This window comes from Gluconacetobacter sp., assembly GCF_047721585.1.
GTDB classification, from domain to species: domain Bacteria; phylum Pseudomonadota; class Alphaproteobacteria; order Acetobacterales; family Acetobacteraceae; genus Gluconacetobacter; species Gluconacetobacter dulcium.
Genome location: NZ_JBDNXE010000033.1, coordinates 1 through 25,284, shown reverse-complemented (window position 1 = coordinate 25,284; position 25,284 = coordinate 1). Strand labels below are relative to the sequence as shown.

The window sequence follows — 25,284 nt, the reverse complement described above, 5'->3', positions numbered from 1 at the left end:
CCGGAAAACGGGCCGGTATGGGCTTTGCCGAGGATGATGGCGTGTTGGAGAAACCATGAGGCGTGTCTTTTTGAGCGTGAGTGTCGTGATCATGACGCTGCTCGTCAGCATGTCCGAGGGATTCGCTCAGGCACCGGGTGAGTCTCCCGCCGTTCCGGCCATGTCCAGCGGCACTATGACGGGGCCTACGACAGGCAGCCCGCCACCTTCGCTGGCGCTGCGGCGGGATCAGCCGGAAGACGATGGGCCGATGGCAGCGCCCCGGGATGCCGGTCATGGCGCCGAGTCGTCCGGCGGAATGGAGACGACCACCGCTCGACCCGACTCAAGTATGTCCGACATGGACGGCATGATGTCGATGGGTGGTGACGAGCATGCAAGCCATCACCCTGGCATGGGCGCGGCGGGGAACCCCGGTGCGCCACCATCCGGGCCGGCGGTGCAGGGCGATATGATGAGCCGCATGCTGCCTCAGGCTGGGCAGGCATTGAGTGCGGTTCCCGGAGCAGACAAGGCCGACGCGGGTTGTTGCGGAGCGCGCGGTCGCACGCCGCTTTATACTTTCATGATGACGCATCCGAAGCTGACCGACGCCGAACGTCAGATGCTGGCCGATATTGCGGCACAGAGGCTTCAGGACGGTCTTCGCGAAGTCGGCGCCGCATCGGTCGATGCCGCTCAGTCCCTGTCGTGGGAGACGATGCGTCGATCCAGCCAGCATCTCCATGAAGGCGTTGCGTTGCTCGATAGCGGAATGGCCGCGCGCGCGGCCGCGACCGGCCTCGTGAATCCTCAAATGGTGGCATTCAACTGGTTCACGGCACAGATGGGTCTGCCGACAGTCGCGGCGAGCCAGCAGAACGGCCTGTTTTTCGGATTGACGCCGGCCCACCTGGTGTTCATGACGATCCTGATCCTGGTATCGATCGCTCTGCTGATCTTGCAGGTCCTGCGGTTGCATCGCGTGCAAGAGATTCTCAGGACCACCACGGCATTCGCACCGAAACCAACGGTCCCGCCCACGCCACCATCGTCGACCGGCGGCGGTCCAACACCTCCTGTTCCGCCGCCTCCCCCTGTACCGGGACCAGGCGGTGGAACGGCCACTCCGATCGTCGGCGCACCTCGACACGGCCTCTGGCGTGGCGGTCTGAAAGTGGCCCGGATCATTCGGGAGACACCGGCGATCGTGACGTTCTATCTAGTTCCGGCCGATGGGGGGCGGATTCCCTTTGACTTCAAACCCGGCCAGTTCGTGCAACTCACCATCGAGCCGACGTCTGGCAAGCCCGCGAGCCGGTCCTATACGATCGCATCGTCGCCGGGGCAGGTCGAACATCTCGAACTAACGATCAAACGCGAGGAACATGGGTTGGTCTCGCGCTACCTGCACGACACGGTCAAAGAGGGTGATCTTTTAAAGATCGCGGGTCCATCGGGTATGTTCACCTTTACGGGTGACGAGGCAGACTCGATCGTCCTGCTGTCCGGCGGCGTAGGCATCACACCGATGATGGCGGTCCTGAGATACCTGACCGATATCGTCTGGCCTGGCGAGATCTACTTCGTCTATTCCGCTCATGCCAGCATCGACTATGTGTTTCGCCAGGAAATCGAGTGGCTGGAACGTCGCAATGACAAACTGCACGTTATTGCCACCATGCGGCGGTCGCCGGGGACAGAGTGGTCGGGGCCGGAAGGGCGCATCACGAAGGAACTGCTTCAGCAATCGGTGCCAGATCTCACAAACCGGCGTATCCATGTCTGCGGCCCACCCGGGATGATGGCAAGCATGAGAGCGTTATTGACGGATCTCGCTGTGCCGGAAGCCAATGTTCATAGCGAGGCATTCGGACCAGCCGCGATGAAGGCCGAACCTGCGGTCGGGCCTGTGGCGGCCCCCTCATCCCCGGCCGTTACGCCTGCCGCAACGACCATTACGTTTTCCACTTCAGGGAAATCGGCTCCGTTGCAACTGGATGAAACGGTTCTCGACGCGGCTGATGCGGCAGGTGTCAATATTCCATCCTCCTGTCGATCCGGTATCTGCGGCATGTGTACGACTCACCTGCAGCAAGGTGAGGTGACGATGGCGGTCGAGGATGGGCTCGATCCGGCTGACAAGGCCAAGGGTTTCATCCTGGCCTGTCAGGCGAAGACCACGGGTGGTCCGCTGGTCGTGGAGGCGTGATGCAGGAGCGCAGCGAAATCATTGTCGGCGCCCTGGTCGTCCTGCTGGTGCTGTTCCCGCTGGGCTTTCTGGTGCATGTCGCGCCACGCTTTCCTGGGAGTCTGGCTGGCAGCCTGATTGGCATTTGCGCCGCCATCCTGATGCTGGTGCCGCTGATTTACGTAGCGGGCAAACGCATTCCCGTCGTGCATCGTTATTTCGCGCCGCGTGTCGAGAGCCGAACCCTTCTGTCGGTGCATATCTATGCTGGCGTCCTTGCACCCATTTTGGGCCTGATCCACGCCGCCCATAAATTCGATAGCCCGATGGGGATCTCGCTAACCGGCATCATGCTCGTCCTCGCTATTAGTGGCTATGTCGGGCGCTACATGTTGATCCAGATCGGGCGCGGATTGCGCGGTCGCACCCAGGAACTGGCCCAACTGCGCACGTCTCTGGCAGATGCCGGGGTGGCGCATCTGATGCCCGAGACGCCGGATGTGCCCCATAATATCGTCCAGCGCCTTTTTCTGACCTCGGCCTATCCCGGTACGCGGGGTACATCGGATCGCGAGGCCACGATTGCCTCGGCGCTGGCCGATGTTGAGTATGCGGTCAGGTCGGAGAGGGTGGCGAACGCACTGTTCGGGCGTTGGCGCAAGATTCACGTCATCCTTGTGGTCATCCTCTATTTTCTGCTGATTCTGCATATCTGGTCAGGCCTGTATTACGGGCTGAGGTGGCTATGAAGCCCGCTGTCATACTCTATACGGTCTTTGCGCTTGCGGCTCTGATCGTCGGACTGGTTGTGCCCCTTGCCGTGCATCGTTCCGGCAGTAACGCAGTTCCTGGTTGGGAAGGGTTGGTGAATCCCGGACCGATCTCGAAAGCGCACCAGTTTATCGCGGGCCAGTGCGAGACATGTCACAGGCCTTTCACAGGTGTGGTGACCAATAACTGCGTGACCTGTCATTCTCTGGCGTCGTTCGCCGACAAGCAATCCACCCGGTTTCATGTCGCGGCGACGCAATGTACGTCCTGTCATGTGGAGCACGGTGAGCGGCCACATATGACCGTGATGGATCATAGTGCATTGACGAGGGCGGATTTCTGGTCAGACACCGTTGCGCAACTTCGCTCGGCCGGGCTGGTTGGAGCGTCGCCGATTCCGGGAAGCGCTGCGGCTATTCCGACTGATCATCGACTTGACCGTGATGCCGTTCTCCATCTGAATTGCGCAAGCTGTCACTCCAACGTGGATCCTCATCGCGCCCGCTTTGGTCCTGATTGCGCGAGTTGTCACTCCACCAAGACATGGCTGATCGCCGCGTTCGAACATCCCGCCGATCAGATATCGACGGATTGCAACGCCTGTCACAAGGCGCCGCCCAGCCATTACATGATGCATTTCAAAATGATTTCGCAGCACGTCGCGCATCAGGATGCCCCGGTGGAGCATTGCTATGCCTGCCATACCACCGATGCATGGAACAATATTCGAGGGTATGGATGGTATAAGCACCATTAAATCTTACGAAATTTGCGTCAGAATATCGCCATTTAACGCGCGTGTGTGATGATGAAATCACTAGAAGCGGCGACATTGCCCAAAAAAGATATTGTAAATCAGAAAATATATCGAACGTTACGTATGATTATTTCGCACGTCGTAAACCTTTGAAGAAAGCAGTTGGCTTACTCTGGCCCGAATAGGGTTATTTCCAGGTTACGGCTAGATAGAAAAATTGACATTTCTTCAAAAAAATCTATAATTATTAGGACACTCCTAGAAGGGTTCAGGCTTTACTATATGCTTACCATTGATGATGGCGGAGGAACGTTATGATCGCATACTTGAGGAATTCGTTTAAAATAACGACGTGTATCTCTTTGATCGCTTTGCTTTCTGCATGTGGCACGACGACAGATCGTCGACTCACTGAGGACGAACAAAGTTGCCGGAGCATGGGGCATACTCCGGGAACGGCTGAGTTCAAGAACTGTCTGGCGGATTTAAATGCCAGAAGGTGTGCCACTTCCCGGCAAAAGGGGTGGGGCGAACATCACGATGCATCGCTGGACTGCACAAGATTGCCCTGAATACGCCGTTTATTATGTTGTGAAACATCGTTTGTGTATATCATTATATAATTAATAGGTGTCATGATGTCGCGATCCGGCTTGAGTCAGAAGCGCCGAATGGTGAGGCGTCGTTTTTGTTTGAGACATTCGGTAGCTTTTTCTGTGGATTACGGGTGGTCTAACATATTCTGTCGACGGTGCGGTTCATGTTGGTGTTCTGACTCGGATACAGATCGGACATCGCATCTTTTGTGATGTATACTGCGAGTCCACATGTCCAGTTTCGGGGAGCAGATAACACAGGCTGGACGACCGACAAGAGGACGGTTAGCGACTTAATCGGCCTCGGGTTTTTCATGAAAAGTCAGAGGGTGGGAGTGATTTCATGACGGATTCAGGGGTGGGAGAGAGGCTTCCGCCCGTCCGTCACGGAGTGTTCCGCCATGGCGAGCGCCATCCAGAAAATCGCTCTCAATGCGTCCCGTGATATCCCTTTCAACAAACTGGTGCTGTCGCAGTCCAATGTGCGGCGTGTGAAGGCCGGCCTGTCGATCGAGGAACTGGCCCGCGACATCGAACGTCGCGGGCTGCTCCAGAGCCTCAACGTACGCCCTGTTCTGAACGATGATGGGACGGAGACAGGTTCCTACGAGGTGCCGGCTGGCGGCCGTCGCTTCCGCGCGCTCGAACTGCTGGTCAAGCAGAAGAAACTGGCCAAGACTGCCCCGGTGCCCTGTGTCGTGCGCGAGGCCGGATCGGCCATTCTCGCCGAGGATGATTCCCTGGCCGAGAACGTGCAGCGCGTGGCGCTGCATCCGCTGGACCAGTTTCGTGCCTTTCGGGACATGCTGGAGAAGGGCATGTCCGAGGACGAGATCGCCGCCGCGTTCTTCGTCGTGCCCACCGTGGTCAAACAGCGCCTGCGCCTGATGACCGTGTCCGACAAACTGCTCGAGATTTACGAGCAGGACGGCATGAAGCTCGATCAGCTCATGGCGTTTTCCATCAGTGATGACCATGCCCGTCAGGAGCAGGTCTGGGAGATTATCGCCCAGAGCCATAACCGCGAGCCCTATCTGATCCGCCGCATGCTGACGGAAAAAACCGTGCGCGCATCGGATCGCCGCGTGCGCTTCGTCGGGCTGGATGCCTATCTCGCTGCCGGTGGCCATGTCATGCGTGACCTGTTCGAGGCCGATGACGGCGGCTGGCTGCAGGATCCGACCCTCCTCGACCGGCTGGTGATGGACAAATTGGCTGGGGCGGCCGATGACATCCGCGCCGAAGGCTGGAAGTGGGTCGAGACGGCGCTGTCCTTCCCGTGGGGACACACGCGGGGCTTCGCGAGGATTGAAGGCTCGCCGGTTGTGCTCTCGGAAGAAGAAGCCGCCCGTCTAACCGCTCTGCACAGCGAGCAGGAAGCCATCGAGGCGGAATACGCACAGGCCGATGAGTTCCCCGACGACGTCGATACCCGGCTGGGGGAGATCGAACAGGCTATTGAGGCGCTGGAAGAACGCCCTGTGTCCTTCGATCCGGCGGAGGTGGTCCGGGCAGGGGCCTTTATCAGCCTGGATACTGATGCCACGCTGCTGGTCGAACGGGGCTTCGTCCGCCCTGAAGATGTGCCGGCGGAGCCCGAGGACGGCCCGGATACACCCGAGGGTGATGATGACGCGGTCGTCCATCACGGCGCGGGTGATGACGTCGAAGGAACTGGGACGGAAGGCGCCCCCGGCACCGAGCCCGAAGAGGAAGATGGGCTGAAGCCGCTGCCCGACCGCCTGCTGACAGAGTTGACGGCCTGGCGCACGCTGGCCCTGCGTGACGCGTTCGCCGGCAATCCGCACATCGCGTTGACCGAACTGCTCCACACGCTGGTGCGCGATCTCTACTGGCAGGTGTCGGGCGCGGATTGCCTGGAAGCCTATGTCCGGGAAATCCCGCTGCGGGTGCATTCGCCAGACATGCCGGGCAGTGTTCCCGCTCATGAACTTCGCCAGCGCAACGAGGGCTGGAAGCATGATCTTCCCGATGACGAGGATGCACTCTGGCAGTGGCTCGACGGGTTGGATGATACCAGTCGCCTGGCCCTACTGGCGCATTGCCTGTCTTTTGGCGTCAACGCGCTGCATGAATCGTCCCATGGTCCGTCTCTGGCACGTAGCGTCAGGGAGCGCCTGGCGCGAGCCGGCCGGCTGGCGACAGTGCTCCAACTCAATCCGGCCGAAGCGGGATGGCAGCCGACGGTGGAGAACTATCTCGGCCGTGTCACCAAGGCGCGTATCCTCGAAGCCGTACGCGAAGCACGCGGCGATGAGGCAGCGGCCCGCATTGCGCATCTCAAGAAAATGGACATGGCCAGTGAGGCCGAGCAGTTGCTGGACGGCTCCGGCTGGCTGCCCGAAGCATTGCGAACTGCTGGTTTGACCGACGGTCATCAGAAACAGGTCGCTGTTATCCCCATCGAAACCGCCACGAATATCGCGGCCGAATGACGGGCGCCTCGTAATTCATGACTCCGAACCTAACCGGCCCTGGCTTCGGTCAGGGCCGTCCTGCTGATCCAGGAGAAACAGGACATGACCAATCCAGGAAATACGCCTGAACGGGCCGATACCTTCACCGCCTTTTCCGAGCATTATGAGGCCTATCGGAAACGGCAACAGGAATTTGGAGCAGTCAATCGCAAAGCACTGTTTGATTGCCTTGATGCTGCTGGGATCGAAACAGCGGTGGTCACCTTCGATGGTTGCGGAGATAGCGGCCAGATCGAAGATATGGCGGTCACTCCGGAAACCGATAATACGGTTCTGGAAAACTGCATGCCTTACATCTCTGTCGACTGGCAATGTGCCACGTCGAAAACTGATGATTGCAGCGTCAAGGATGTCATTGAGAACGTCTGCTACGACCTGCTTTCCGAAGCGCACGGTGGTTGGGAAAACAATGATGGTGCGTATGGCGAGTTTACCTTTGACGTCGCGGGACGGTCCATCGCCCTGGAGTATAACGAGCGTTACACCGCCGTCGAAAACTACGGCCATGAATGGACGGAGGAAGGGCACCATGGCGCATAGTTATCATCATGCCCTCTCCTCTGTGCGGAAATGGGGCGGTACGGTAGAGGATTACCTGCCGTTGCATACATGGTTCGATGAATCGAAACTGATCACGGCGGACTTCCGGCACCGGGCGCTGCGACACCATGCGGAAGGCATCTTCCTTGCCGAAAAACTGTTCGGTGTCACACTCACGCTTTCGACCGGGCGGGCAGTGCCGACCCGGCTGATCGGCGAACAGCACGTCCGGGAAGATTTCGGGTTTATCCCGAGCTTTGCGGACTGGGTGAAGGAAATCCGACCCTGTCCATGGATGGGACGCGCCAGGCCTCTCGATGTAGAGCATGAAACACCGCACAGTATGAGCTGATGCGGGATTTCGAGAAAGCGGCTTCCGTTATCCGGAAGCCGCTTTTTTCGTGCCGGTCCGGCCGGGAAGGAGTGAGAGGGCGGCTTCGCCTCTGATGCCGAATATCCGGCAAGAGAGGAGAGTCCCCATGTCCGCTTCCATTCTGTCTTCCGCCCGCACGGGCTTCCGGATTGATCCCTCCCGTGGCGAACGCAGCGCCCGCGTATCGTCCGAATGGTTCTCGCGCCCCGATGACGAACGCTATCTGTCGCTGTCCGACCTGCATGCTGCCACGCTGGCGCGGGCAGACCGGGCCACAGCCCGCACGGTGGAAAGCCGCGCCATCCGCGTCGAGGCCTCGCGCGACAATGTCGAGCGTCTGACCCTGACCGTGCCAGGACAGCATGAGCCGATCGCGCCGACGCATTGGTCCTTCGGCCAGATGTGCAGCCTGGTCAGCGCGCCGTCCTCCTATCTGCGCGACCTGCCGGCACCGCTGGCGGCGATCAATCTCCAGCACGGGCTGCTGTCGCACCGCGCCGAACTGGTGAAAACGCTGGAGACCGAAGACGGACGGGTAGAACTGCGCGCCGTGACCGGTCCGGATTATGGCCGCATCTGGGATCACGAATTGGTCGGGGCGGTGCGCAAGATCGCGGGTGACGGCACAGGCGATACCAACTGGAAGGTGCCGGGCGTCATCGACTGGGCCACCATGACCCATAATCCCTACGTCGATATCACCAAGGAAACTACGACGCTGTATGCGTCAGACAGGGACGTGTTCCTGTTCCTCGTGGATGATACGCATCCCATCGAGGCCGGACGCCTGCCCAATGGCGATCCCGATCTCTATTTCCGGGGTTTCTACGCCTGGAATTCGGAAGTCGGCAGCAAGAGCCTAGGCATTGCGTCATTCTATCTGCGCGGGGTGTGTCAAAACAGGATGTTGTGGGGCGTGGAAAATTTCGAACAGATCACCATCCGGCATAGTAAGTTCGCGGCCTCGCGCTTCGTGCATCAGGCGACACCAGCACTACGGAATTTCGCCACTGCCAGCCCGGCCTCGTTCGTCTCCGGCATTCAGGCCTCGCGTCGGGCGCTGGTCGCGAAAACAGATGAAGACCGCGAAAGTTTCCTGCGTCGTCGCGGGTTCTCGAAACCGGAAACCGCAAAGATCATCGAAACCGTGCTGCACGAGGAAGGCCGCAAGCCCGAGAGTGTGTTCGATTTCGTGCAGGGGATTACGGCGCTGGCGCGGACAAAGGCCAACCAGGACACGCGGCTGGATCTGGAAGAGAAGGCCCGCAGGCTGATGGAGCGTGCTTCCTGAAAGCCGCTTTTCTGTCTTTCCGTAAAGACGTTTTTACGAGCCCGGCCACTGCGCCGGGCTTTTTCGTTTCGGGAGTCATTCCGATGGCTGATTTCTTCACGCATTTCTCGTGCGTTCTCGATGTGGGTACGGTGGAAAACGCTGCCAAGGCGCTCGATCTCTACAATGAATTCATGGACGAACTGGCGGCGGAAGACCCGCCATCTGATGGGTTCCGGCTTTCTGTAGAACCGGAATATGGTGGCACCAAGCTTTGGATGCGCGATGAGGTGACTGGCGATCCGCATCAGGTCGTGGAATTCGTGCTACGCTGTGCGCGGGCCTTCCGGCTTCGGGGCCGATGGGGGTTTCAGTGGGCCAATAGCTGTTCACGTCCCCGGATCGGCGCCTTCAGCGGCGGTGCGCATCTGCTTGACCTTGGCAGGCGCAAAACGATTTCATGGATGACCACCGATCGCTGGCTGGCGATCGCCCTGGACGGAGGCAATCCCGACACAGGAGGGCAGGGCGATGACCTTGCATGATGCAGGCGATCTCGCCCGTCGGCTGGCGGAGAACGCGGAGGCGGTGTGCCGGCAGTATCTGTCCGCCGGTCGCCGTCACGGCAATTACTGGCTGGTCGGTGACGTGCGCAATACGCCCGGCCGGTCGCTGTTCGTCCGGCTCCACGACACCGCCAACGGCAGGGCGGGAAAATGGACGGACGCTCAGTCGGGTGAGCATGGCGACCTGCTCGACGTGATCCGCGAAAGCCTCGGCCTGGTGGATTTCCGCGACGTGGCCGACGAGGCACGCGCCTTCCTCAGCCTGCCGCATCCTGACCCAGTGCCGCCGTCACAGGACCGACCTGCCCGTGAGCGTGCTTCCGCCAGTTCTTCCGAAGCGGCACGACGGCTCTGGGCCATGTCCGGGCCGATCATAGGCACATCCGTAGACGCGTATCTCCGTAGACGCGACATTACGCTTTTGCACGGAACCGAAGCCCTGCGCTTCCATCCGCGTTGCTTTTACCGCCCGGACGAGGACGGTCTGACCGAGACCTGGCCCGCCATGATCGCCGCTGTCACCGACCTCGACGGCACTCTGACCGGTGTGCATCGCACCTGGCTGGCGGCGGACGGCCGTGGCAAGGCACCGGTCGACCATCCGCGCCGTGCCTTGGGCGGGCTGCTCGGTCATGCCGTGCGCTTCGGGGTGGCATCCGACGTGCTCGCCGCCGGGGAAGGCATCGAGACGGTGCTTTCGCTGCGGCAGGTTCTGCCCGATCTGCCATTGGCCGCCTGCCTGTCTTCGGCACATCTCGCTGCCCTGATCTTTCCGCCGCTGCTACGCCGTCTCTACGTCCTGCGCGACGACGATCCGGCCGGGGATCAGGCGCTGGCGACGCTGCACGCCCGCGCGGGTGACGCCGGGATCGAACTGATCGGCCTGTCGCCACGGCTGGGCGATTTCAATGATGATCTCCGTGCGCTGGGACGCGGCGCGCTGCGGGCGATCCTGCATCCGCAACTCGCGCCAGCGGACGTGGCACGCTTTCTGGAGGCCGCCGATACCTGAGCGGGCCGGAAAGAGGAGTGGGGGGGCCGTCTTCTGTCGGCGGGCCTGTCGTGCCTCCCGTCCGGCAGGTCCGCGCCCCGGCCTTTCAAGTGGGGAGCGGGCGTCAGCCGGGCCGGGCCTTCAATGGCGTGAGCCGGCTATTTTCCGTCGCGCCCTGTGGGGGCGCTTTACATCGCGAGGCAAAATAGCCGGCCCCCTGCCATCCTTCGCTGTGCTGCGGCCGCGCGCCAGCGCGCGGTTCCGGCCCGTCCCTGGTCTGCCGCTGTCCGCCCCCGGAAAGGCCGCGAAGGGCGCAGCCGGAGACCTGGGAGGACAGCCTCATGACCCGCATGACCGACGATTTCGAACCGCCGCACGCCGCTTCATCCACCGCGCATGTGCTGACCGAACTCCAGATGTATGGCTACCGTCCCTTCGCGGACGAGCCGGACCCCAGGCCGCTACCCGAAGCGCAGCGCATCGGGGGTGCTGTGGCCGACATCTTCGACGCCATCGCTGCGACGCTGACCGACACACGGCTGGAAGCCGATCTCGAAGCATTGCTCTGGTCCACCGTGAACATCTTCCACCGCATGGTCGGCCAGGTTGAGCGTGAGCTTGACCGCAACGAGCAGGCGCAGAAACGGAGCCAGCAGGAACAGGATGGCAGCGAGATCCGCTCGGTGGAACTGGAGCGGCTGATCGCCGAAGGGCTGACCCTGATCGAGCGCCGCAACGCCTACGAGATCTTCCGCGACGAGGCGCAGGAGCAGTTCGAGCGCCTGACCCTGAGCGCGTGGCGTCCGAAGGCCGGCTCGCTGGTGTCACGTCGCACCATGACGGCCTCCATGATCGACAGCCGCGATTTCCTCAACGCCCGACGCCGCGCCGAGGGCGAGTTGCTGGTCCCGCCCGGCCCCAAGGTGGTCGTGACCGGGGGCCTGGACTTCGACGACCATATCCTGATCTGGGACCGGCTGGATAAGGTGCGGGCCAAGCATCCCGACATGGTGCTGCTCCACGGTGGCTCGCCCAAAGGTGCTGAGTTCATTGCCTCACGTTGGGCCGATCACCGCGATATCGTGCAGATCGCCTTCAAGCCGGACTGGACCAGGCATGCCAAGGCGGCGCCCTTCCGTCGTAACGATGCGCTGCTCGACACTATGCCGATCGGCGTCATCGTCTTCCCCGGTTCAGGCATCCAGGAAAATCTGGCCGACAAGGCAAAGCGGCTCGGTATCCCGGTCCTGCGGTTCGGAGGCGGCGCGTGAGCGCTCTCTCCTTCCCCGCAAGCCAGCGTCTCAGGCAAGAACCTCAAGACCGTGCTTCTGAATGACGCTCAACAGCTTGAGCGCCATCCCGCTCGGCCGTTTGGCGCCGCTCTCCCACTTCTCGACCGTGCTTTCGCTCGTGTTCAGATACCGCGCGAAGACCGGCTGGCTGACATTGTTCGCCTCGCGGAGACGCTTGATCTCGATCGGCTCGATCGCAGGGGGCACCACCAGATGGCGCGTGTCAAAATCACGCATCGTCGCCTTGTCGAGCGCGCCGACCTTGTGCAGCATTACCGCCCCGGAATGAATGGCCTCGGAAATGTCGCTCCGGAAGCTATTTTTTCTCTTCATCGCCATGGCATATCTCCGTCAGGTCTCGATCCTTCAAAAGCCGTTCGACCTGTTCCCCGGTCAGCACGGCATAGGCTTTGGCGAGGGTCCGGAAGTCTTCCAGTTCATCGCTATCGATATTGTCCCGGTCCTTCTTCGCGAACAGATAGGCGTAGATCCAGTATCGACCGCCTTTCGCAAGAATAATGCTGCGATGCAGGTTCTTGTTCAGGCGCTTCTTGAAGACACCACCACCCAGATCGACGGCCTGACCCTTCATGACCTCCCGGATCGCTTTGCAGAGTTCATCGTCTTTGATGCGAGCTTTCCGGGCCGCCCTGGCGAACCAGGCGGTCTTGAATGCCCGCTGGGATGGCTCGGCATTGGTCATGACCTCCTATGTAGCACCAGGTGCTATGGATCGCAAGGTTCTTCGCAACGCCACCGGATCACGGGGGAAGGCAATAACGCTCGACCTGATTGACCGCAACGTCCGCATACCAGCGATAGATTTCGATGATATCGTCACCGGCGGGACGTAAGCCGCGCGGATTTTCGTTCCGGTCACCGTATCATCTGCGCTATAATGCGGGTTGCGCCGTGGTGGTGGTGGCAGGCGCGACCGTCCGACATTGTCGGTTGCACGGAGACCGCCGCCATGTTCATCCTTGCTCCCTTCCTGCTCGTCGCCGGCATTGGCTTCCTGTGCTGGTTGTTCTTTACCGTGGCAGTCTTCGCCCTGCCCTGCGCCATGGGTCTGATGGCCGGGTTCTGGGCGTATGGTGCGGGTGCTGGTGTTGTCGGCGGGATCATCGTCGGTTTCGTCGCGGGCGCTGCAACCTTCGTTATTGGCCAGGTCGCCTTCGCCTTGGTGCCGTGGATGTGGCTCAAGCTGCTGATCGTCCTGCTCTATACGGTGCCCGCCATTATCATGGGCTACAGCACGACACATGGGATCGCCCAGATGCTGATGCCGTCTCCGGCGTGGCAGCTCTTTTTCTCCATCATCGGCGCGATCGCGGTGGGCGTCACCGCTTTCATCCGCTTTACAACCGTGGCCCCACCCGGACCGTCCGGCGGCAATATCGCGCGGGTCTGACACCGCTCTGGCAACCGGCGAGGCAGGACAGGATCGGGGGCTTTCGCATCTGGCCGCCTCGCTGTCAGGAGGGTATGGCAGGAGCGATCGATGAGGCCCTGATTGCAGCATATTGGCTGAAGGTGCTCTTTCCCTGGAGCGTGGACGTCCAGCGCTTCCTGTCAGCATCGGCCGGTGGAATCCCGGAAGGCAGGGCGTGTCCGTGCGAAACGCAGTCCCGGAACGGGGCGTGTGCAGGGTCGGAAGCAGGGCATGACGATGCCTTCCCCTTCCTGGCCGACACTTGCGTGGGGCGCGGGTGGCCATAGTCTCCGTGATGTGTGCTCTGTCGGGCCGCGCACGCATGCCGCCTCTCAAGATGGCTGATCTAGCCGAAGGTCGGCTGCGCCTCGATCGGCCATGGCGCAACAGCGGTCCATAATTTTCTTCCCCTGACGGCTGCGCCGTCATTCCTCGCGAAACAAGAAAATTCCGTCCCGCCGTCCTCCGCTGCGCTTCGGTCCCTACGGGATGCGCCGCCGCTCGCCTCCGTCTGTCCGATCGCCATCGAGGCCGCAATGGTGCGGGCTCGGTAACAGAGATCACGGAGCAGTATCATGGCTACCATCGGCACCTTCAAGAAAGTCGGCAACGGATATAACGGCGAGATCGTCACCCTCTCGCTCCAGACCCCCAACGTCCGCATCGCCCCCGAGACCACGCGCCTGAACGAAAATGCCCCCAGCCACCGCGTCTTCGTCGGCCGGGTCGAGATCGGAGCGGCCTGGTCCCGGCGCTCCAACGAGGGGCGCGACTATCTGAGCCTCAAGCTCGACGATCCGAGCTTCAACGCCCCGATCTTCGCCAACCTCTTCGATGACGAGGACGGCGAGGGCTACAGCCTGATCTGGTCCCGCCCCAACGGCCGCCGCAACGGCGACTGAGGTGCCAGCGATCCCCCGCCCGGCCGGTCCGGGTGGGGCCTTCGCATGACCGATCGCGAACCGGCGGGTGGGCGCACCAGTCGCGCCGCGCCCAATCTGCCAATGTGTGGGCAAGAAAGGGGAACAGGGCTTCCCTCAGCCTTCCCATTGTACCATGCCCGGCGTGAACCGCCTCAAGGACGCGCGGTCCCCCCAATTTTGCCCGGCGCACCCTACGGGCACACCAGACAAAATCGGCTCCCCCGCGCGCCGCTGGGGCGGTCGCCTGCGGCGATCCTTGACCCGATTCACGCGCGCATGAGGCGACGGCCTGTCTTCGAAAAACGAAAGGAGCAGGACGATGACCACGCTACACGACCAGATCCAGATGCTGCGCGCCGAACTGACCAGCTTTCACCTCAGCCGTCGTGAGCGGGCCAAAATCGAGCGTGAACTGAACCAGGTATGCGCGCAATTCGCAGCAAAATGCCACGACGGGGAGGCCTCCGCGTAAGCGGGGGTCTTTTCGTCTGGTCGCCCGTACCGACGGCGGACCCCACTGACGGTCCTATCAGAAGCAGGACGCCGGTGTTTCCTCACTATCCAACTGAAAGAACGATATTGAATCTCCATTATACGACTATTATAGTCGTATTTCTGGTGTGCATGCCCTGCATGTCGGATGTGATCATGGATGATCACTGGCCGACAGGTAAGGGCGGCACGGGCACTCCTGAACTGGACACAGGAACGGCTCGCTGAAAAAGCCCTCGTAGCATTGACCGCGCTCAAGCGCCTTGAATCCGAGCGTGGCCTTGGTGTCCATGAGGGCACGATCGACCAGGTCCGCCGCGCGCTGGAAGCAGCGGGCATCCTGTTCATCGAGTCCGGGCAAGGGCGTGGTGTCATGTTTCTTCACGAGACTTCCGATCCACAGACGCGACAGGATGCGGGCCGTCGCAGACGCGCGCCGTCCTGATCGGCCTGGCCGCGCAGCCTTCCCACTCGGCCCCGCGTTGTTTTTTGCGTCAGCGCGGAACCGTCGAACGGTCGTCATTCCACGAATTTGTTATCGAACCGATCCAACAGCGCTATCACGAGGGATCGTCATGACCCACCCATCCTTCCAGGATCACCCGCCTCTGACGGCGCGTGTGAACGCCTATGACGAGCAGCATCTCGACCTTTATCTCCGCCTCCTGATCGCCGACGAGGAAGGTGCCGACTGGCGCGAAGTCGTTGCGGTGCTGTTCAAAATCGATCCTGTCTGTGAACCCGTGCGCGCCAGGGCTGTTTACGACAACCATCTTGCACGGGCGCGCTGGATGACCAAAGCCGGCTACCGGCATTTGCTGGAGCCGCGCCTGCAATAGCCGGGCTTCGCCGGCCCACGCGCTGGTCCCCCACGGCACTCTCCCCAATAGAAAATCAGGGTCTATGCGCTCGCGGTTCCGATCCGGCTAATTGAGGCTGCCCCCTTGCCGTATGAGGGGCCAGACAGGGAGGTCACCATGCCGACATCCTTCTGGCGTTCACAGGAAATACGCGACCGTATCAGCACTCTGGACCGTTCCGGTTTCGCCGTCGAGTTCCTGCGCCGCAACGCGACGTACCGTCGCGAGTATGCCCGCCTGCAACGACGCATCGCCCGCCGGGCAACGGACGCCGCCGCAGAGCGCGCGGCGTTCGCCGAACGCTGGGGGTTGGGCTTTTGTCCATGCTCCCGATGAACCCGCCCGCCGCGGCCGCATGGTCTGGAGGCCCGAGGTCTCCCCGGCCACGCTGATTCTCACGCCGGCACCCTCGGGTTTCGCGACGGTGACCCCGATCGAACCCGCCATGCTGGGGAATATCCTGGCCCGTCACGACGATGCGGATGGCGGGTGGCTTACGATCGGCGACGCGGTTGGCGATCTCTTTCTTCGGCTTCTGGACCCTTCGGCCTTGCAACGCCCCGCCGTGCTGCTGCCGCTGGACGCTGCCGGCGAGCTTCGTCTCGACGTGGCGTTGCGCTTTTTCCGGCATCTGCGTGGCAGCCGCGTTGCCCTGCTTCCACGCGCGCTCCAGCTCACGCCGCTCCAGCGTGCGCGGCAGATTCAGCTTCTGATCGCCTTCGACATTCAGGAAATTGGTGGCGGCCCACGTGAGGTCGCCATAGCCGCCGGCCGTTCATGGCAGGCGATTTTACCTTCCATCGAGTGGAAGAACACTGCGGCGCGGCGCTTTGCGGATCGCCTGATTCAGGACGCAGAGAACCGGGTAAACGGCGGTTACCTGGATTTCTTACACGGCAAATAGCATCAGCCGTTTTTCGCTCTCCTGCGCTGTTTCCCTCCATTTTTTCGACGCTGGCCTGCGCCCGGCTGCGCACGGTAACTCTTGCGCGCGTCATGGTCCGCCGAAGGTGGACACTGAGTCTGAAAAATCTTCGTCCACCCCCAACGCCTGCTTTCTTCGCCACCGTCATCCCGATCCGCCGCGACTTCGCCGCGACGCTTCAAAACCGGACGGAGGCATATCATGCTCAACAGACCCACGCCCTCACCGGCGCGCTATCTGCGCACCCATGAGGCTGCGCAAATTCTCGGACTTTCGCCGCGCACACTGGAAAAATATCGCTGCCACGGTACAGGACCGACGTTCCGCAAGCTTGGTGGTCGCGTCGTCTATCTGATCGATGACCTCGACGTATGGGCAGCCGCCGGTGCGTGCAAATCCACCTCCGACCCGAATTATGACGCGGCGCGTGCCGCCGGGCATGACCCACGATGAATGCCGCGCCGGGTATTCCGCGTTCCAGGCGCGCAAGCGAACGCAACAGGCTCGACCCGTTCGTGGTCTCCGGCGGGGATGCCAGCCCGCGCGATCAGCGCGACCTGATGGAGCGACCGTTCTTCTCGCTCGCGAAGACAAAGCGCACGGTGCCGATCTTCTATGAAGCCGGTGACGTCCGTGTCGAAGTCTTCGGCATGCCCGACCATGGCATGGCGACGATCTGGGACGCCGATGTGCTGATCTGGGCCGCCAGCCAGATCGTCGAGGCGGAAAATCTTGGTCTTACGACATCGCGCTTCCTGCGCTTCACGCCCTATCAGCTTCTGAGCAGTATCGGGCGTCAGACGGGAGCGCGGGATTATGGGCTACTCAAGGCGGCACTGACCCGGCTCCAGTCCACCGTGGTCGCCACTACGATCCGCAACGGCCAGAACTGGCGCCGTCAGCAGTTCTCCTGGATCACCGAATGGGAGATCTGTGCCAGCCAGACGGGCCGCGCCGCTGGTGTCGAGATCGTCATTCCCGAATGGTTCTATCGCGGCGTGATCGACCGCTCGCTCGTGCTTGCCATCGACCCGGCCTATTTCCGCCTCACCGGCGGCATCGAACGCTGGCTCTATCGCATCGCCCGCAAGCATGCTGGCCGCCAGCGTGCGGGCTGGACCTTCGAGATCGCCCATCTGCATGCGAAATCCGGCAGCCTGGTGCGTGTCTCGGATTTCGCCATCCAGATCCGGCATATCGCCGCCCGCCAGTCGTTGCCCGGCTATCGCCTGGGCATCGAGCGCGACGGCGCGCGCGAATTGCTCCGCATCCTACCGGCCGACTTATCCACAATTCCTGTGGATAACCATGTGAATGGTATCGGGATTTCACACGCAACCCTTATCGGGACATCACACGCAGGACTATCGGGACTTCGCACGCACGAATCGCAGCTAAGTCTTTGGCCTGAAACGGCGATTCCGGCCCTTAACTTATCTAACTTAGAATCTAACTCTTATGTTGATGGGGCGGGCCGCCTTGTGGATAACGGCCCTGGTCCCTCCGTTTCCGGCCCAAAAGCACGCGGAGACGGGCCATGATCGTGGCCCTCCTCAACCAGAAGGGCGGCGTCGGCAAGACGACGCTGGCGCTGCATCTCGCGGGCCAATGGGCTCGGGAAGGCCGGCGCGTGACGGTCATCGATGCCGACCCGCAGGGCTCGGCGCTGGACTGGTCGGCGCAGCGCGCACGGGAGGGACTGCCCCGCCTGTTCGGCGTGATCGGCCTGGCGCGCGACACGCTGCATCACGAGGCGCCGGAACTGGCTCAGGGGGTGGATCACGTCGTCATCGACGGTCCGCCTCGGGTGGCGGCGCTGCTGCGCTCCGCCCTGCTGGCGGCCGATCTGGTGCTGATCCCGGTGCAGCCTTCGCCGTTCGACGGCTGGGCCTCGGCCGAAATGCTGCGGCTGCTGGCGGAAGCGCGGCTCTTCCGTCCCGGTCTGCTGGCCCGTTTCGTGCTGAACCGCTGCGCCGCGCGCACGGTGATCGCCCGCGAAACCCGGCTGGCGCTGGTGGGGCATGAGCCGGCGGCGCTGGCAGCGCGGATCGGCCAGCGGGTCGCGTTCGCCGACATGGCGCGCACCGGCCGCTTGGTCTGCGACTTGCGCCCGCAGGGGATTGCCGCCCGCGAAATCGCCGCACTGACAGCCGAGATTGGGGGGCTGGTGTCATGACCCTGCTGACCGGCGACAGCGCGCTCCTGATGCCCTGGCACGGCCCCTACGACATGATCCTGGTCGATCCCCCCTATGGCGATACGTCGCTCGCATGGGACCGGCGCATAGCGGATTGGCCCGGCAAGGCGCTCGCTGCCCTGAAACCCAGCGGCTCGCTCTGGGTTTTCGGCTCCCTGCGGAGTTTCCTTGCATCCAACGCGGCATTTCGGAATGCGGGCTGGAAATATGCCCAGGAACTGGTCTGGGAGAAGCAGAACGGTTCCAGCTTCCATGCCGATCGGTTCCGGCGCGTGCATGAACTGATCGTCCAGTTCTATCGCGACGATACGCCCTGGCGCGCCGTCTACAACGTGGTTCCGACCACGCCCGACGCGCGGGCACGCACGGTACGACGGAAACGCCGGCCGCCCCACATGGGCCAGATCGACGCCGGCCATTACGTCAGCGAGGACGGTGGCCCGCGCCTGATGCGCTCCGTGATTCCGGTCCGCAATACCCATGGCCGCGCCATCCACCCGACCGAGAAGCCGGTGGCGTTGCTGGAGATCCTGATCCGCACGAGCTGCCCACCGGGTGGCCTGGTGGGCGACTGGTTCGCCGGCTCGGGGGCTGCTGGCGTCGCCTGTCGGCTCGCCGGTCGGCGCTATGTCGGCTGCGAGATCGATCCTGTCATGGCGCAGAAAGCGCGCGACCGTATCGCGTCCGTGCTGCCGCTCGGCGAGGGAATATCGCCATGACAGAGCGTCGCACGCTACCCGGCTTCGCGTCGCGCCCCGCCGACCCGGAACGCTGGGTCAAGGCGCCGGACAAGCCTGCGGCTGCCAACCACTTCACCGCCCGGCTGACCATCGACGTCACGCCGGCGCTGCGCGCCCGCATCAAGGTCGCGGCGTTCCAGCGCGGCATGACCGTCGCCGACATGCTGCGCGCGCTGCTCGCCCGTGAGTTCCCTGACAATCCCGGAGACGTGCCATGAACGGACGATTTTCTACGCCGCCGCATCGCCGCGCGGCGTCGCTGACCCATGTCGAACTGACCTGGATCGAGAAGCGTATCGAGCACTGGTTGCGCTTCGGCCACCGCGTTGACGAACAGATCCTTGATGGTCGCCGCCGCATTTCCAGTTTCGCGCCGGGCAGCATCTTCGCCTTCGTCCGCTGGGCGTCGAACGATCTGGGAGCCACGGTCTCCCGCGTGGACATCGTGCGGGCGGTGGAAGCAGGAAGTCCATTCCAGACTCTGCCATTTGTGCGTCCCGGTGGCGAAATCCTCCTGCGTGTCGATAGCTGGCCGAGGGTCGAGCGCGTGCTTCGGGCGATCGACGCTGTTGACGCGCTGGGCATCGACCCGGCGGATGCCGCGCCCGATTACTGGCGGCATCTCCACCATCGCATCACTGCCGGACATGAGCCCCGCAGCTACACGCGCGAGCAGCACGCAGCCTGGCTCAAGCGGCGGCAGGTGACGTCATGACCCGGCGTGGCTGGTTCTTCGCCACCTATTTCGCGGTGCTCGGTGTGGGCGTTTCGCTGGCCCTGCATCCTATGCCCCGGCTGATCTGGAACGAAACGGCGAGCGTGCCCGTCGGGCTTTATCGGCTGCACACGGACCCTGCGCCGCATGTCGGCGATCTGGCCGCTGTCCGTCTGCCCGAGCGCGAGGCGATGCTGCTGGCGACGCGCGGCTACCTCCCTCTCGGTGTGCCCCTGCTCAAACCTGTAGCGGCCATCGCAGGGCAGTTCGTGTGCCGTACCGGACAACGCATCACCATCGACGGAAAATTCGCTGGCGACGCGCGATCCGTCGATCATCGTGGTCGCCCGCTGCCCGTCTGGCGGGGTTGCCAACACCTCGATCCCGGCCAGGTCTTCGTCATGAATCCGGCCGAGCCACGCAGTCTCGATGGCCGATATTTTGGCGCGCTGCCCCTCTCCACCGTCATCGGCCGAGCCACTCCGGTCTGGCTTCCATCCGGGAGCGGCCAGGCCGTCGCCTTATCCTCCAATCCATCCGCGAAAGGACACTAAGATGGCACAGATCGGTCTTTTCACCCGCACCAAAACCGGCTTTGCCGGGCGTATTCGCACCCTTACCGTGACGCAGGATCTTATCCTCATTCCGGCCGATTTTTCCGACGCCGAACATGCACCGGATTATCGCATCCATCTCACCGATGCCGACGGTCCGGAGGTCGGCGCAGGCTGGAAACGCACCGGCGAGAGGGCCGGTGAATACGTCGCCGTAGCACTCGACGATCCCGCCTTCACGCAGCCCATCCGGGCCAATCTCTTCCGCACCGCCGACGACCGCGCGGTCTGGGTGCTGAACTGGACGCGCCCGTCAAAGCGCGCCGAAAGAGGAGATTGAGACGATGCGACCCGCGTTCTTCCTCGCTGTCGGCATCACCGCGATCGGCGTATTAGCTGCTGCCGACCAGACACGGGCGGCGTCGGTTTCGACACTCGCCGACACCGATTCTTTTGCTGCCCAAATCGCTGAGGCAGTCCGCCGTTTCGACGTTCCTACCACCTGGATACGGGCGGTGATGCGTGCTGAAAGCGGCGGTGATACCAGTGCGATTTCGTCGAAAGGCGCGCTCGGCCTCATGCAGATCATGCCCGCGACCTGGGCCGACCTGCGTGTCCGCTATGGGCTGGGAAGTGATCCATTCGATGTGCATGACAACATTCTCGCGGGTGCCGCGTATCTGCGCGAGATGCACGATCGCTACGGATCACCGGGGTTTCTCGCAGCCTATAATGCCGGACCGGGACGCTACGAGGACTTCCGCGATCGGCAACGTCCGCTGCCGCCCGAAACCCTCGCCTATGTCGCCGGTCTTCTGCCTCTTCTCGGCCAGAACGGTGACGCAATACCGCTTCCGGCGGCGCGTCCCGATCCCCTGGCCTGGAGACGCGCGCCGATCTTTTTCGCACGCGCGAACGATGCGTCTGCCAACATCACCGCACGCGATCTGTTGCCTATTGCACCGCACTCCGCTGGCCTGTTCGTGACGGTTTCTGACAGGGAGTCGGCACCATGACCATGCCGAATCCGCCTCTCCTTACCGCCCATTCGCAGCCGGTCGCAGGTCAGCGCATAATCGTGGTCCGGCGTGGTCCAGCGTTTCTCATGACGGATCGTAGCAGGGATCAGGGACCGCACTGGGTCTGGGCAAAGGAGAGGCGAGATAAAAGGGCGCACATTGCGCCTCGGTTGGGGTGTTGGTTTTCCAGCGTTTTTTCCTTTCCTACACAATGTTTCTCCCTCTCCGCCAATGTTTGCCGACCCTACTTTTCCTTGTTGCACCTGTCTTTTTCGCACATTGGGGGCGCCAATGGCCCGCGAGAATGATTTCCAGCCCCGTCTGGGCCGCATCCGCTCGCCCCGCGCCCAGCGGCTCAAGCCCTTCGTCGCCCAGGCCCTCGCCTCGGCCCAGCGTGCCGGAGGCGGTGGCTTCCGATCGGGCCGCAGCGGCGGCGGTTCCCGCTCGTCCTTCGGGCGTGGCCGCGTCGCAGCAGCCAGGGCCAATCGTCTGCTGACCAGCCGTGTCCGCCGCGTGACCGTCAAGGCCCGTGTCGTGCGCCACAGCGGGCGCAAGGCGCCGCTCGCTGCCCATCTGCGTTACCTGCGCCGGGAAGGGGTGACGAAGGACGGCGAGAAGGCGCGGCTCTTCGGTCCTGGCATCGACGATGCCGACCCGAAGGCGTTCGCCGAGCGCTGCGAGGATGATCGCCACCATTTCCGTTTCATCATCTCACCCGAGGACGCGCCCGACATGGCCGACCTCAAGGGCTATGCCCGCGAACTGGTCGGGCAGATGGAAAAAGACCTCGGCACGAAGCTGGACTGGGTGGGGGTGGATCACTGGAACACCCAGCATCCCCATGTCCACATCCTCGTGCGGGGCGTAGCCGAGGATGGCAGCGACCTCGTGATCTCCCGCGATTATATCCGGGAGGGCCTGCGCGCCCGTGCCCAGGATCTGGTGACGCAGGAACTCGGGCTACGCAATGACGTCGAAATCCATCGTGCCCTCGAACGCCAGGTCGGCGCCGAGCACTGGACCCAGCTCGACCGGCAACTCGCCCGCGATGCGGGCCGCAACGGCATCATCGACATGGCGCCAGCGCCGGATCGGCAGCCTGATCCGTTCGAGGCCCTGAAGGTCGGGCGCCTGCGCCACCTGGAGGGGCTCGGTCTCGCCCATCAGGTCGGTCAGGGACAATGGATGCTGGATGAATCCGCCGAGGCGACGCTCCGCGAGTTCGGGGAGCGCGGCGACATCATCAAGCGTATCCACCGCTCGCTGACGGAGCGCGGGATCGAGCGGAGCACATCGAGCTACGTCCTGGCGGGTGAAAGCCTCGACGTTCCTGTCGTCGGCAGGCTGGTCGATCGGGGGCTGGACGACGAGCTGAAAGGCACGGCCTACGCCGTCATCGACGGCGTGGATGGCCGCACGCATCATATCCGTTTTCCCGATCTCGACGCGACCGGTGATGGCAGCATGGGGTCGGTCGTGGAGCTTCGCGCCTTCGATGACAGGAAGGGGCAGCGTCGCGTGGCGCTGGCCGTCCGTTCCGACCTGTCGATCGAGGATCAGGTGACGGCGCGCGGGGCTACCTGGCTCGACCGGCAGGCAGTGGCGCGCGACCCTGTTGCATTGGGGCAGGCGGGGTTCGGTGCCGAAGTGCATGAGGCGATGGAGCGGCGGACCGAGCAACTGATTGAGCAGGGTCTTGCCGAACGCCGGACGCAGGGGGTGATCCTGGCGCGCAACCTGATCGGGAAACTCAGGGACCGCGAGCTTCACGAAGTGGGAGAGCGGCTCGCCGCTGAGACGGGCCGGACGTTCAGTCAGTCGGCATCGGGCGAGTATGTCACCGGCACGTATCGGCAACGCATGGCCCTGGCCTCCGGCCGCTATGCGATGATCGATGACGGCCTCCAGTTCCAGCTCGTGCCATGGACGCCGTCGCTGGAGAAGCAGCGGGGCCAGCACGTCTCCGGCGTCGCACGCGACGATGGCGGGATCGACTGGAGCTTCACCCGGAACCGGGGGCTCGGGCTATAGTCGTCGTGGCGATAAGGACAGTTAAATTCCCCTGGATTGAAGATAGACCCGCCGAGGGAAAGGAAGTTGCCGACGCTCGGTTCGTCAGTGGATATAGAGAATGATGAACGACCGACACGGCCAATATGTCGGGAAAGCAGCCAATCGGAAATCGGCAATGACACTGCACAATCCGGCGACAGGAACGGCCCATCGGGCGAAAGGGAATTGACAATATTCTATATATCCACGAGTAAGGATATATGGATACCGAATCGACCCTGTTGGCCCTGAGCGCACTGTCGCAATCCACGCGGTTGGAGATATTCCGCCTGCTGGTGCGCCATGAACCGAACGGGCTGCCGGCCGGAGACGTCGCGCGGCATCTCGATGTCCCGCAGAACACGATCTCGGCCCACCTCGCCACTCTGACCCGTGCCGGCCTGCTGACCTCGCAGCGCCATAGCCGTGTGATTGTCTATCGTGCCTGCCTACCGCGCCTGCGGGAACTGATGCTGTTTCTCGTCAAGGACTGCTGCGGGCAAAGCCCTGAACTTTGTGAGCCACTGGTTGCAGAACTGTCGTCCTGCTGCCCATCCGAGTGAACCCCCCAATGACCGATCGCGTCTTCAATGTGTTGTTTCTGTGTACGGGTAATTCCGCACGTTCGATTTTGGCCGAGAGCATCCTTCGCAAGGATGGTGCTGGCCATTTCAGGGTCTTCTCCGCCGGTAGCCATCCCAAGGGGCAGGTCAATCCTCTCGCCTTGAAAGTGCTGGCGAGCTTCGACTACCCGACCGAGGGACTGCGTTCCAAGCCCTGGGATGAGTTTGCTGTTGCGAACGCTCCCGTTATGGATTTCGTTTTTACCGTCTGCGATGACGCTGCTGGAGAAGTCTGTCCGGTATGGCCGGGGAAACCCATCACGGCCCATTGGGGCATTCCCGATCCGAGTAATGTTTCGGGAACCGATGCCGACCGGGAGCGAGCGTTCGTCTCGGCGTTCAAGGGTCTGAAGAATCGTATTTCCCTGCTTGTCGCATTGCCGCTGGCCAAGCTTGAGACTGCCAGTTTGGTGACGAAATTGCGCGACATTGGCACCGAGCCAACTGGCGTCACAATCTATCATAACCCGAATTGCGGCACATCGCGCAATACGCTTGCCCTGATCCGAAATGCGGGGATCGAGCCAACCATCATCGAATATCTCAAAACACCGCCATCGCGCGCCGAACTGGTCAGTCTGATCACGCGCATGGGGATCTCGGTTCGCGATCTCCTGCGGCGCAAGGGCACGCCCTATGATGAGCTTGGCCTCGATAATCCGGCCCTGAGCGATGACGACCTAATCGACGCCATGATGGCGCATCCAATCCTGATCAACCGGCCCATCGTCGTCACCCCGCTGGGTGCGGCACTCTGCCGTCCGTCCGAGGCAGTTCTGGACATCCTGCCCAACCCGCAGCGAGGCGCTTTCGTCAAAGAAGACGGCGAGAAGATCGTCGATGAATCCGGCAAGCGGATCGTCTGATGCTGGCGCTTCTGATTTTCGTTGTCACGCTCGTTTTTGTCATCTGGCAGCCTCGGGGGCTG

Annotated in this window: 31 protein-coding genes and 2 pseudogenes; 31 read left to right on the top strand and 2 right to left on the bottom strand. The window is 62.4% G+C overall.

Annotated features, from left to right (window positions below):
* Window positions 1–91 precede the first annotated feature (91 nt).
* The 10 genes from ABF821_RS08460 (at window position 92) to ABF821_RS08415 (ending at window position 11,803) form a co-directional block, all read left to right on the top strand.
* The gene (locus ABF821_RS08460) at window positions 92–2,191 is read left to right on the top strand and encodes a 2Fe-2S iron-sulfur cluster-binding protein (RefSeq protein WP_183275013.1); all 2,100 of its coding nucleotides are present in this window, start codon (window positions 92–94) and stop codon (window positions 2,189–2,191) included.
* Window positions 2,191–2,919, top strand: a complete 729-nt coding sequence (locus ABF821_RS08455) for a hypothetical protein (RefSeq protein ID WP_010668179.1) — start codon at window positions 2,191–2,193, stop codon at window positions 2,917–2,919. Before ABF821_RS08460 ends, ABF821_RS08455 begins: the two co-directional genes overlap by 1 nt.
* Window positions 2,916–3,698, top strand: coding sequence for a hypothetical protein (locus ABF821_RS08450; RefSeq protein WP_010668178.1), 783 nt, complete (start codon window positions 2,916–2,918; stop codon window positions 3,696–3,698). Before ABF821_RS08455 ends, ABF821_RS08450 begins: the two co-directional genes overlap by 4 nt.
* A 997-nt stretch (window positions 3,699–4,695) precedes the next feature.
* Window positions 4,696–6,750 carry a ParB/RepB/Spo0J family partition protein gene (locus tag ABF821_RS08445; protein WP_018308134.1) on the top strand — a complete coding sequence of 685 codons (2,055 nt, stop codon included), beginning with the start codon at window positions 4,696–4,698 and terminating at the stop codon, window positions 6,748–6,750.
* A gap of 84 nt (window positions 6,751–6,834) precedes the next feature.
* Window positions 6,835–7,332, top strand: a complete 498-nt coding sequence (locus ABF821_RS08440) for a DUF6878 family protein (protein ID WP_010669160.1) — start codon at window positions 6,835–6,837, stop codon at window positions 7,330–7,332.
* Window positions 7,322–7,684, top strand: a complete 363-nt coding sequence (locus ABF821_RS08435) for a DUF6915 family protein (protein ID WP_010669161.1) — start codon at window positions 7,322–7,324, stop codon at window positions 7,682–7,684. The genes ABF821_RS08440 and ABF821_RS08435 overlap by 11 nt, the downstream gene beginning before the upstream one ends.
* 127 nt (window positions 7,685–7,811) lie before the next feature.
* Window positions 7,812–8,996 (top strand): hypothetical protein, encoded by a 1,185-nt coding sequence (locus tag ABF821_RS08430; RefSeq protein WP_018308133.1) that lies wholly within the window; start codon window positions 7,812–7,814, stop codon window positions 8,994–8,996.
* Window positions 8,997–9,079: 83 nt separating this feature from the next.
* Window positions 9,080–9,520, top strand: coding sequence for a hypothetical protein (locus ABF821_RS08425; protein WP_018308132.1), 441 nt, complete (start codon window positions 9,080–9,082; stop codon window positions 9,518–9,520).
* On the top strand, window positions 9,507–10,553 hold the full coding sequence (locus ABF821_RS08420) for a toprim domain-containing protein (RefSeq protein ID WP_010517764.1): 1,047 nt from the start codon (window positions 9,507–9,509) through the stop codon (window positions 10,551–10,553). Before ABF821_RS08425 ends, ABF821_RS08420 begins: the two co-directional genes overlap by 14 nt.
* Window positions 10,554–10,873: 320 nt before the next feature.
* A complete protein-coding gene (locus ABF821_RS08415) occupies window positions 10,874–11,803 on the top strand; it encodes a DUF2493 domain-containing protein (RefSeq protein WP_010517762.1) in 930 nt (309 codons plus the stop codon).
* Between the two features lie 30 nt (window positions 11,804–11,833).
* Here ABF821_RS08415 and ABF821_RS08410 read toward each other — a convergent pair whose 3' ends face one another.
* Window positions 11,834–12,163, bottom strand: coding sequence for a helix-turn-helix domain-containing protein (locus tag ABF821_RS08410; RefSeq protein WP_018308131.1), 330 nt, complete (start codon window positions 12,161–12,163; stop codon window positions 11,834–11,836).
* Window positions 12,141–12,527, bottom strand: coding sequence for a type II toxin-antitoxin system RelE/ParE family toxin (locus ABF821_RS08405; protein WP_010517758.1), 387 nt, complete (start codon window positions 12,525–12,527; stop codon window positions 12,141–12,143). The genes ABF821_RS08410 and ABF821_RS08405 overlap by 23 nt, the downstream gene beginning before the upstream one ends.
* Before the next feature lie 267 nt (window positions 12,528–12,794).
* On the opposite strand from ABF821_RS08405, the gene ABF821_RS08400 reads away from it, so the two are divergent.
* From ABF821_RS08400 to ABF821_RS08300, 21 genes and pseudogenes are all read left to right on the top strand, one after another.
* Complete coding sequence (locus tag ABF821_RS08400; protein WP_010517753.1) at window positions 12,795–13,235, top strand: hypothetical protein; 441 nt, start codon at window positions 12,795–12,797, stop codon at window positions 13,233–13,235.
* A 596-nt stretch (window positions 13,236–13,831) separates the two neighbouring features.
* Entirely contained in the window at window positions 13,832–14,158 is a 327-nt protein-coding gene (locus ABF821_RS08395; RefSeq protein WP_018308129.1) for a DUF736 domain-containing protein, read from the top strand.
* Window positions 14,159–14,498: 340 nt separating this feature from the next.
* Window positions 14,499–14,651 carry a hypothetical protein gene (locus tag ABF821_RS08390; RefSeq protein WP_010518334.1) on the top strand — a complete coding sequence of 51 codons (153 nt, stop codon included), beginning with the start codon at window positions 14,499–14,501 and terminating at the stop codon, window positions 14,649–14,651.
* Window positions 14,652–14,831: 180 nt separating this feature from the next.
* A complete protein-coding gene (locus tag ABF821_RS08385; protein WP_018308128.1) occupies window positions 14,832–15,116 on the top strand; it encodes a helix-turn-helix domain-containing protein in 285 nt (94 codons plus the stop codon).
* Between the two features lie 130 nt (window positions 15,117–15,246).
* A complete protein-coding gene (locus ABF821_RS08380) occupies window positions 15,247–15,510 on the top strand; it encodes a DNA -binding domain-containing protein (protein WP_010518332.1) in 264 nt (87 codons plus the stop codon).
* A gap of 138 nt (window positions 15,511–15,648) precedes the next feature.
* Window positions 15,649–15,867, top strand: a complete 219-nt coding sequence (locus ABF821_RS08375; protein WP_010518331.1) for a transcriptional regulator domain-containing protein — start codon at window positions 15,649–15,651, stop codon at window positions 15,865–15,867.
* 19 nt (window positions 15,868–15,886) lie between these two features.
* Window positions 15,887–16,435 carry a DUF2285 domain-containing protein gene (locus ABF821_RS08370; RefSeq protein WP_018308127.1) on the top strand — a complete coding sequence of 183 codons (549 nt, stop codon included), beginning with the start codon at window positions 15,887–15,889 and terminating at the stop codon, window positions 16,433–16,435.
* Window positions 16,436–16,657: 222 nt separating this feature from the next.
* Window positions 16,658–16,909, top strand: coding sequence for a helix-turn-helix transcriptional regulator (locus ABF821_RS08365; protein WP_010668883.1), 252 nt, complete (start codon window positions 16,658–16,660; stop codon window positions 16,907–16,909).
* Window positions 16,906–17,997 carry a replication initiator protein A gene (locus ABF821_RS08360; RefSeq protein WP_173576635.1) on the top strand — a complete coding sequence of 364 codons (1,092 nt, stop codon included), beginning with the start codon at window positions 16,906–16,908 and terminating at the stop codon, window positions 17,995–17,997. Before ABF821_RS08365 ends, ABF821_RS08360 begins: the two co-directional genes overlap by 4 nt.
* Window positions 17,994–18,632, top strand: a complete 639-nt coding sequence (gene parA / locus ABF821_RS08355) for a ParA family partition ATPase (protein ID WP_018308125.1) — start codon at window positions 17,994–17,996, stop codon at window positions 18,630–18,632. Before ABF821_RS08360 ends, parA begins: the two co-directional genes overlap by 4 nt.
* Window positions 18,629–19,372, top strand: a complete 744-nt coding sequence (locus ABF821_RS08350) for a DNA-methyltransferase (protein WP_415529694.1) — start codon at window positions 18,629–18,631, stop codon at window positions 19,370–19,372. Before parA ends, ABF821_RS08350 begins: the two co-directional genes overlap by 4 nt.
* Entirely contained in the window at window positions 19,369–19,611 is a 243-nt protein-coding gene (locus tag ABF821_RS08345) for a hypothetical protein (protein WP_018308123.1), read from the top strand. The genes ABF821_RS08350 and ABF821_RS08345 overlap by 4 nt, the downstream gene beginning before the upstream one ends.
* Window positions 19,608–20,108, top strand: coding sequence for a DUF2840 domain-containing protein (locus tag ABF821_RS08340; protein ID WP_023979783.1), 501 nt, complete (start codon window positions 19,608–19,610; stop codon window positions 20,106–20,108). Before ABF821_RS08345 ends, ABF821_RS08340 begins: the two co-directional genes overlap by 4 nt.
* Window positions 20,105–20,662: a S26 family signal peptidase gene (locus ABF821_RS08335; RefSeq protein ID WP_023979784.1), complete on the top strand. Its 558-nt coding sequence runs from the start codon at window positions 20,105–20,107 to the stop codon at window positions 20,660–20,662. Before ABF821_RS08340 ends, ABF821_RS08335 begins: the two co-directional genes overlap by 4 nt.
* Window position 20,663: 1 nt before the next feature.
* Entirely contained in the window at window positions 20,664–21,002 is a 339-nt protein-coding gene (locus ABF821_RS08330) for a DUF736 domain-containing protein (protein ID WP_023979785.1), read from the top strand.
* A 4-nt stretch (window positions 21,003–21,006) separates the two neighbouring features.
* Window positions 21,007–21,678, top strand: coding sequence for a lytic transglycosylase domain-containing protein (locus tag ABF821_RS08325; RefSeq protein ID WP_023979786.1), 672 nt, complete (start codon window positions 21,007–21,009; stop codon window positions 21,676–21,678).
* 294 nt (window positions 21,679–21,972) lie between these two features.
* Window positions 21,973–23,712, top strand: a complete 1,740-nt coding sequence (locus ABF821_RS08320) for a relaxase/mobilization nuclease domain-containing protein (RefSeq protein WP_029604265.1) — start codon at window positions 21,973–21,975, stop codon at window positions 23,710–23,712.
* Between the two features lie 242 nt (window positions 23,713–23,954).
* Window positions 23,955–24,296, top strand: coding sequence for an ArsR/SmtB family transcription factor (locus ABF821_RS08315; protein ID WP_018308121.1), 342 nt, complete (start codon window positions 23,955–23,957; stop codon window positions 24,294–24,296).
* An 8-nt stretch (window positions 24,297–24,304) separates the two neighbouring features.
* Window positions 24,305–24,796 (top strand): annotated as a pseudogene (locus ABF821_RS08310) (arsenate reductase ArsC); the annotation flags it as partial.
* Window positions 24,785–25,222, top strand: a complete 438-nt coding sequence (gene arsC, locus ABF821_RS08305) for an arsenate reductase (glutaredoxin) (protein ID WP_029604264.1) — start codon at window positions 24,785–24,787, stop codon at window positions 25,220–25,222. The pseudogene ABF821_RS08310 and the gene arsC, both read left to right, overlap by 12 nt.
* Window positions 25,222–25,284, top strand: a pseudogene (locus ABF821_RS08300) (arsenic transporter); the annotation flags it as partial. The gene arsC and the pseudogene ABF821_RS08300, both read left to right, overlap by 1 nt.

Bases quoted from the DNA above. Each gene is read 5' to 3' on its own strand.
- ABF821_RS08425 (WP_018308132.1), top strand. From the start codon at position 9,080: ATGGCTGATTTCTTCACGCATTTCTCGTGCGTTCTCGATGTGGGTACG.
- ABF821_RS08420 (WP_010517764.1), top strand. From the start codon at position 9,507: ATGACCTTGCATGATGCAGGCGATCTCGCCCGTCGGCTGGCGGAGAAC.
- ABF821_RS08400 (WP_010517753.1), top strand. From the start codon at position 12,795: ATGTTCATCCTTGCTCCCTTCCTGCTCGTCGCCGGCATTGGCTTCCTG.
- ABF821_RS08345 (WP_018308123.1), top strand. From the start codon at position 19,369: ATGACAGAGCGTCGCACGCTACCCGGCTTCGCGTCGCGCCCCGCCGAC.
- ABF821_RS08375 (WP_010518331.1), top strand. From the start codon at position 15,649: ATGCCGACATCCTTCTGGCGTTCACAGGAAATACGCGACCGTATCAGC.
- ABF821_RS08320 (WP_029604265.1), top strand. From the start codon at position 21,973: ATGGCCCGCGAGAATGATTTCCAGCCCCGTCTGGGCCGCATCCGCTCG.
- ABF821_RS08445 (WP_018308134.1), top strand. From the start codon at position 4,696: ATGGCGAGCGCCATCCAGAAAATCGCTCTCAATGCGTCCCGTGATATC.
- ABF821_RS08360 (WP_173576635.1), top strand. From the start codon at position 16,906: ATGAATGCCGCGCCGGGTATTCCGCGTTCCAGGCGCGCAAGCGAACGC.
- ABF821_RS08330 (WP_023979785.1), top strand. From the start codon at position 20,664: ATGGCACAGATCGGTCTTTTCACCCGCACCAAAACCGGCTTTGCCGGG.
- ABF821_RS08455 (WP_010668179.1), top strand. From the start codon at position 2,191: ATGCAGGAGCGCAGCGAAATCATTGTCGGCGCCCTGGTCGTCCTGCTG.
- ABF821_RS08410 (WP_018308131.1), bottom strand. From the start codon at position 12,163: ATGGCGATGAAGAGAAAAAATAGCTTCCGGAGCGACATTTCCGAGGCC.
- ABF821_RS08390 (WP_010518334.1), top strand. From the start codon at position 14,499: ATGACCACGCTACACGACCAGATCCAGATGCTGCGCGCCGAACTGACC.
- ABF821_RS08370 (WP_018308127.1), top strand. From the start codon at position 15,887: ATGGTCTGGAGGCCCGAGGTCTCCCCGGCCACGCTGATTCTCACGCCG.
- parA (WP_018308125.1), top strand. From the start codon at position 17,994: ATGATCGTGGCCCTCCTCAACCAGAAGGGCGGCGTCGGCAAGACGACG.
- ABF821_RS08385 (WP_018308128.1), top strand. From the start codon at position 14,832: ATGATCACTGGCCGACAGGTAAGGGCGGCACGGGCACTCCTGAACTGG.
- ABF821_RS08450 (WP_010668178.1), top strand. From the start codon at position 2,916: ATGAAGCCCGCTGTCATACTCTATACGGTCTTTGCGCTTGCGGCTCTG.
- ABF821_RS08430 (WP_018308133.1), top strand. From the start codon at position 7,812: ATGTCCGCTTCCATTCTGTCTTCCGCCCGCACGGGCTTCCGGATTGAT.
- ABF821_RS08340 (WP_023979783.1), top strand. From the start codon at position 19,608: ATGAACGGACGATTTTCTACGCCGCCGCATCGCCGCGCGGCGTCGCTG.
- ABF821_RS08405 (WP_010517758.1), bottom strand. From the start codon at position 12,527: ATGACCAATGCCGAGCCATCCCAGCGGGCATTCAAGACCGCCTGGTTC.
- ABF821_RS08365 (WP_010668883.1), top strand. From the start codon at position 16,658: ATGCTCAACAGACCCACGCCCTCACCGGCGCGCTATCTGCGCACCCAT.
- ABF821_RS08315 (WP_018308121.1), top strand. From the start codon at position 23,955: ATGGATACCGAATCGACCCTGTTGGCCCTGAGCGCACTGTCGCAATCC.
- ABF821_RS08460 (WP_183275013.1), top strand. From the start codon at position 92: ATGACGCTGCTCGTCAGCATGTCCGAGGGATTCGCTCAGGCACCGGGT.
- ABF821_RS08415 (WP_010517762.1), top strand. From the start codon at position 10,874: ATGACCCGCATGACCGACGATTTCGAACCGCCGCACGCCGCTTCATCC.
- ABF821_RS08395 (WP_018308129.1), top strand. From the start codon at position 13,832: ATGGCTACCATCGGCACCTTCAAGAAAGTCGGCAACGGATATAACGGC.
- ABF821_RS08335 (WP_023979784.1), top strand. From the start codon at position 20,105: ATGACCCGGCGTGGCTGGTTCTTCGCCACCTATTTCGCGGTGCTCGGT.
- ABF821_RS08325 (WP_023979786.1), top strand. From the start codon at position 21,007: ATGCGACCCGCGTTCTTCCTCGCTGTCGGCATCACCGCGATCGGCGTA.
- ABF821_RS08435 (WP_010669161.1), top strand. From the start codon at position 7,322: ATGGCGCATAGTTATCATCATGCCCTCTCCTCTGTGCGGAAATGGGGC.
- ABF821_RS08350 (WP_415529694.1), top strand. From the start codon at position 18,629: ATGACCCTGCTGACCGGCGACAGCGCGCTCCTGATGCCCTGGCACGGC.
- ABF821_RS08440 (WP_010669160.1), top strand. From the start codon at position 6,835: ATGACCAATCCAGGAAATACGCCTGAACGGGCCGATACCTTCACCGCC.
- ABF821_RS08380 (WP_010518332.1), top strand. From the start codon at position 15,247: ATGACCCACCCATCCTTCCAGGATCACCCGCCTCTGACGGCGCGTGTG.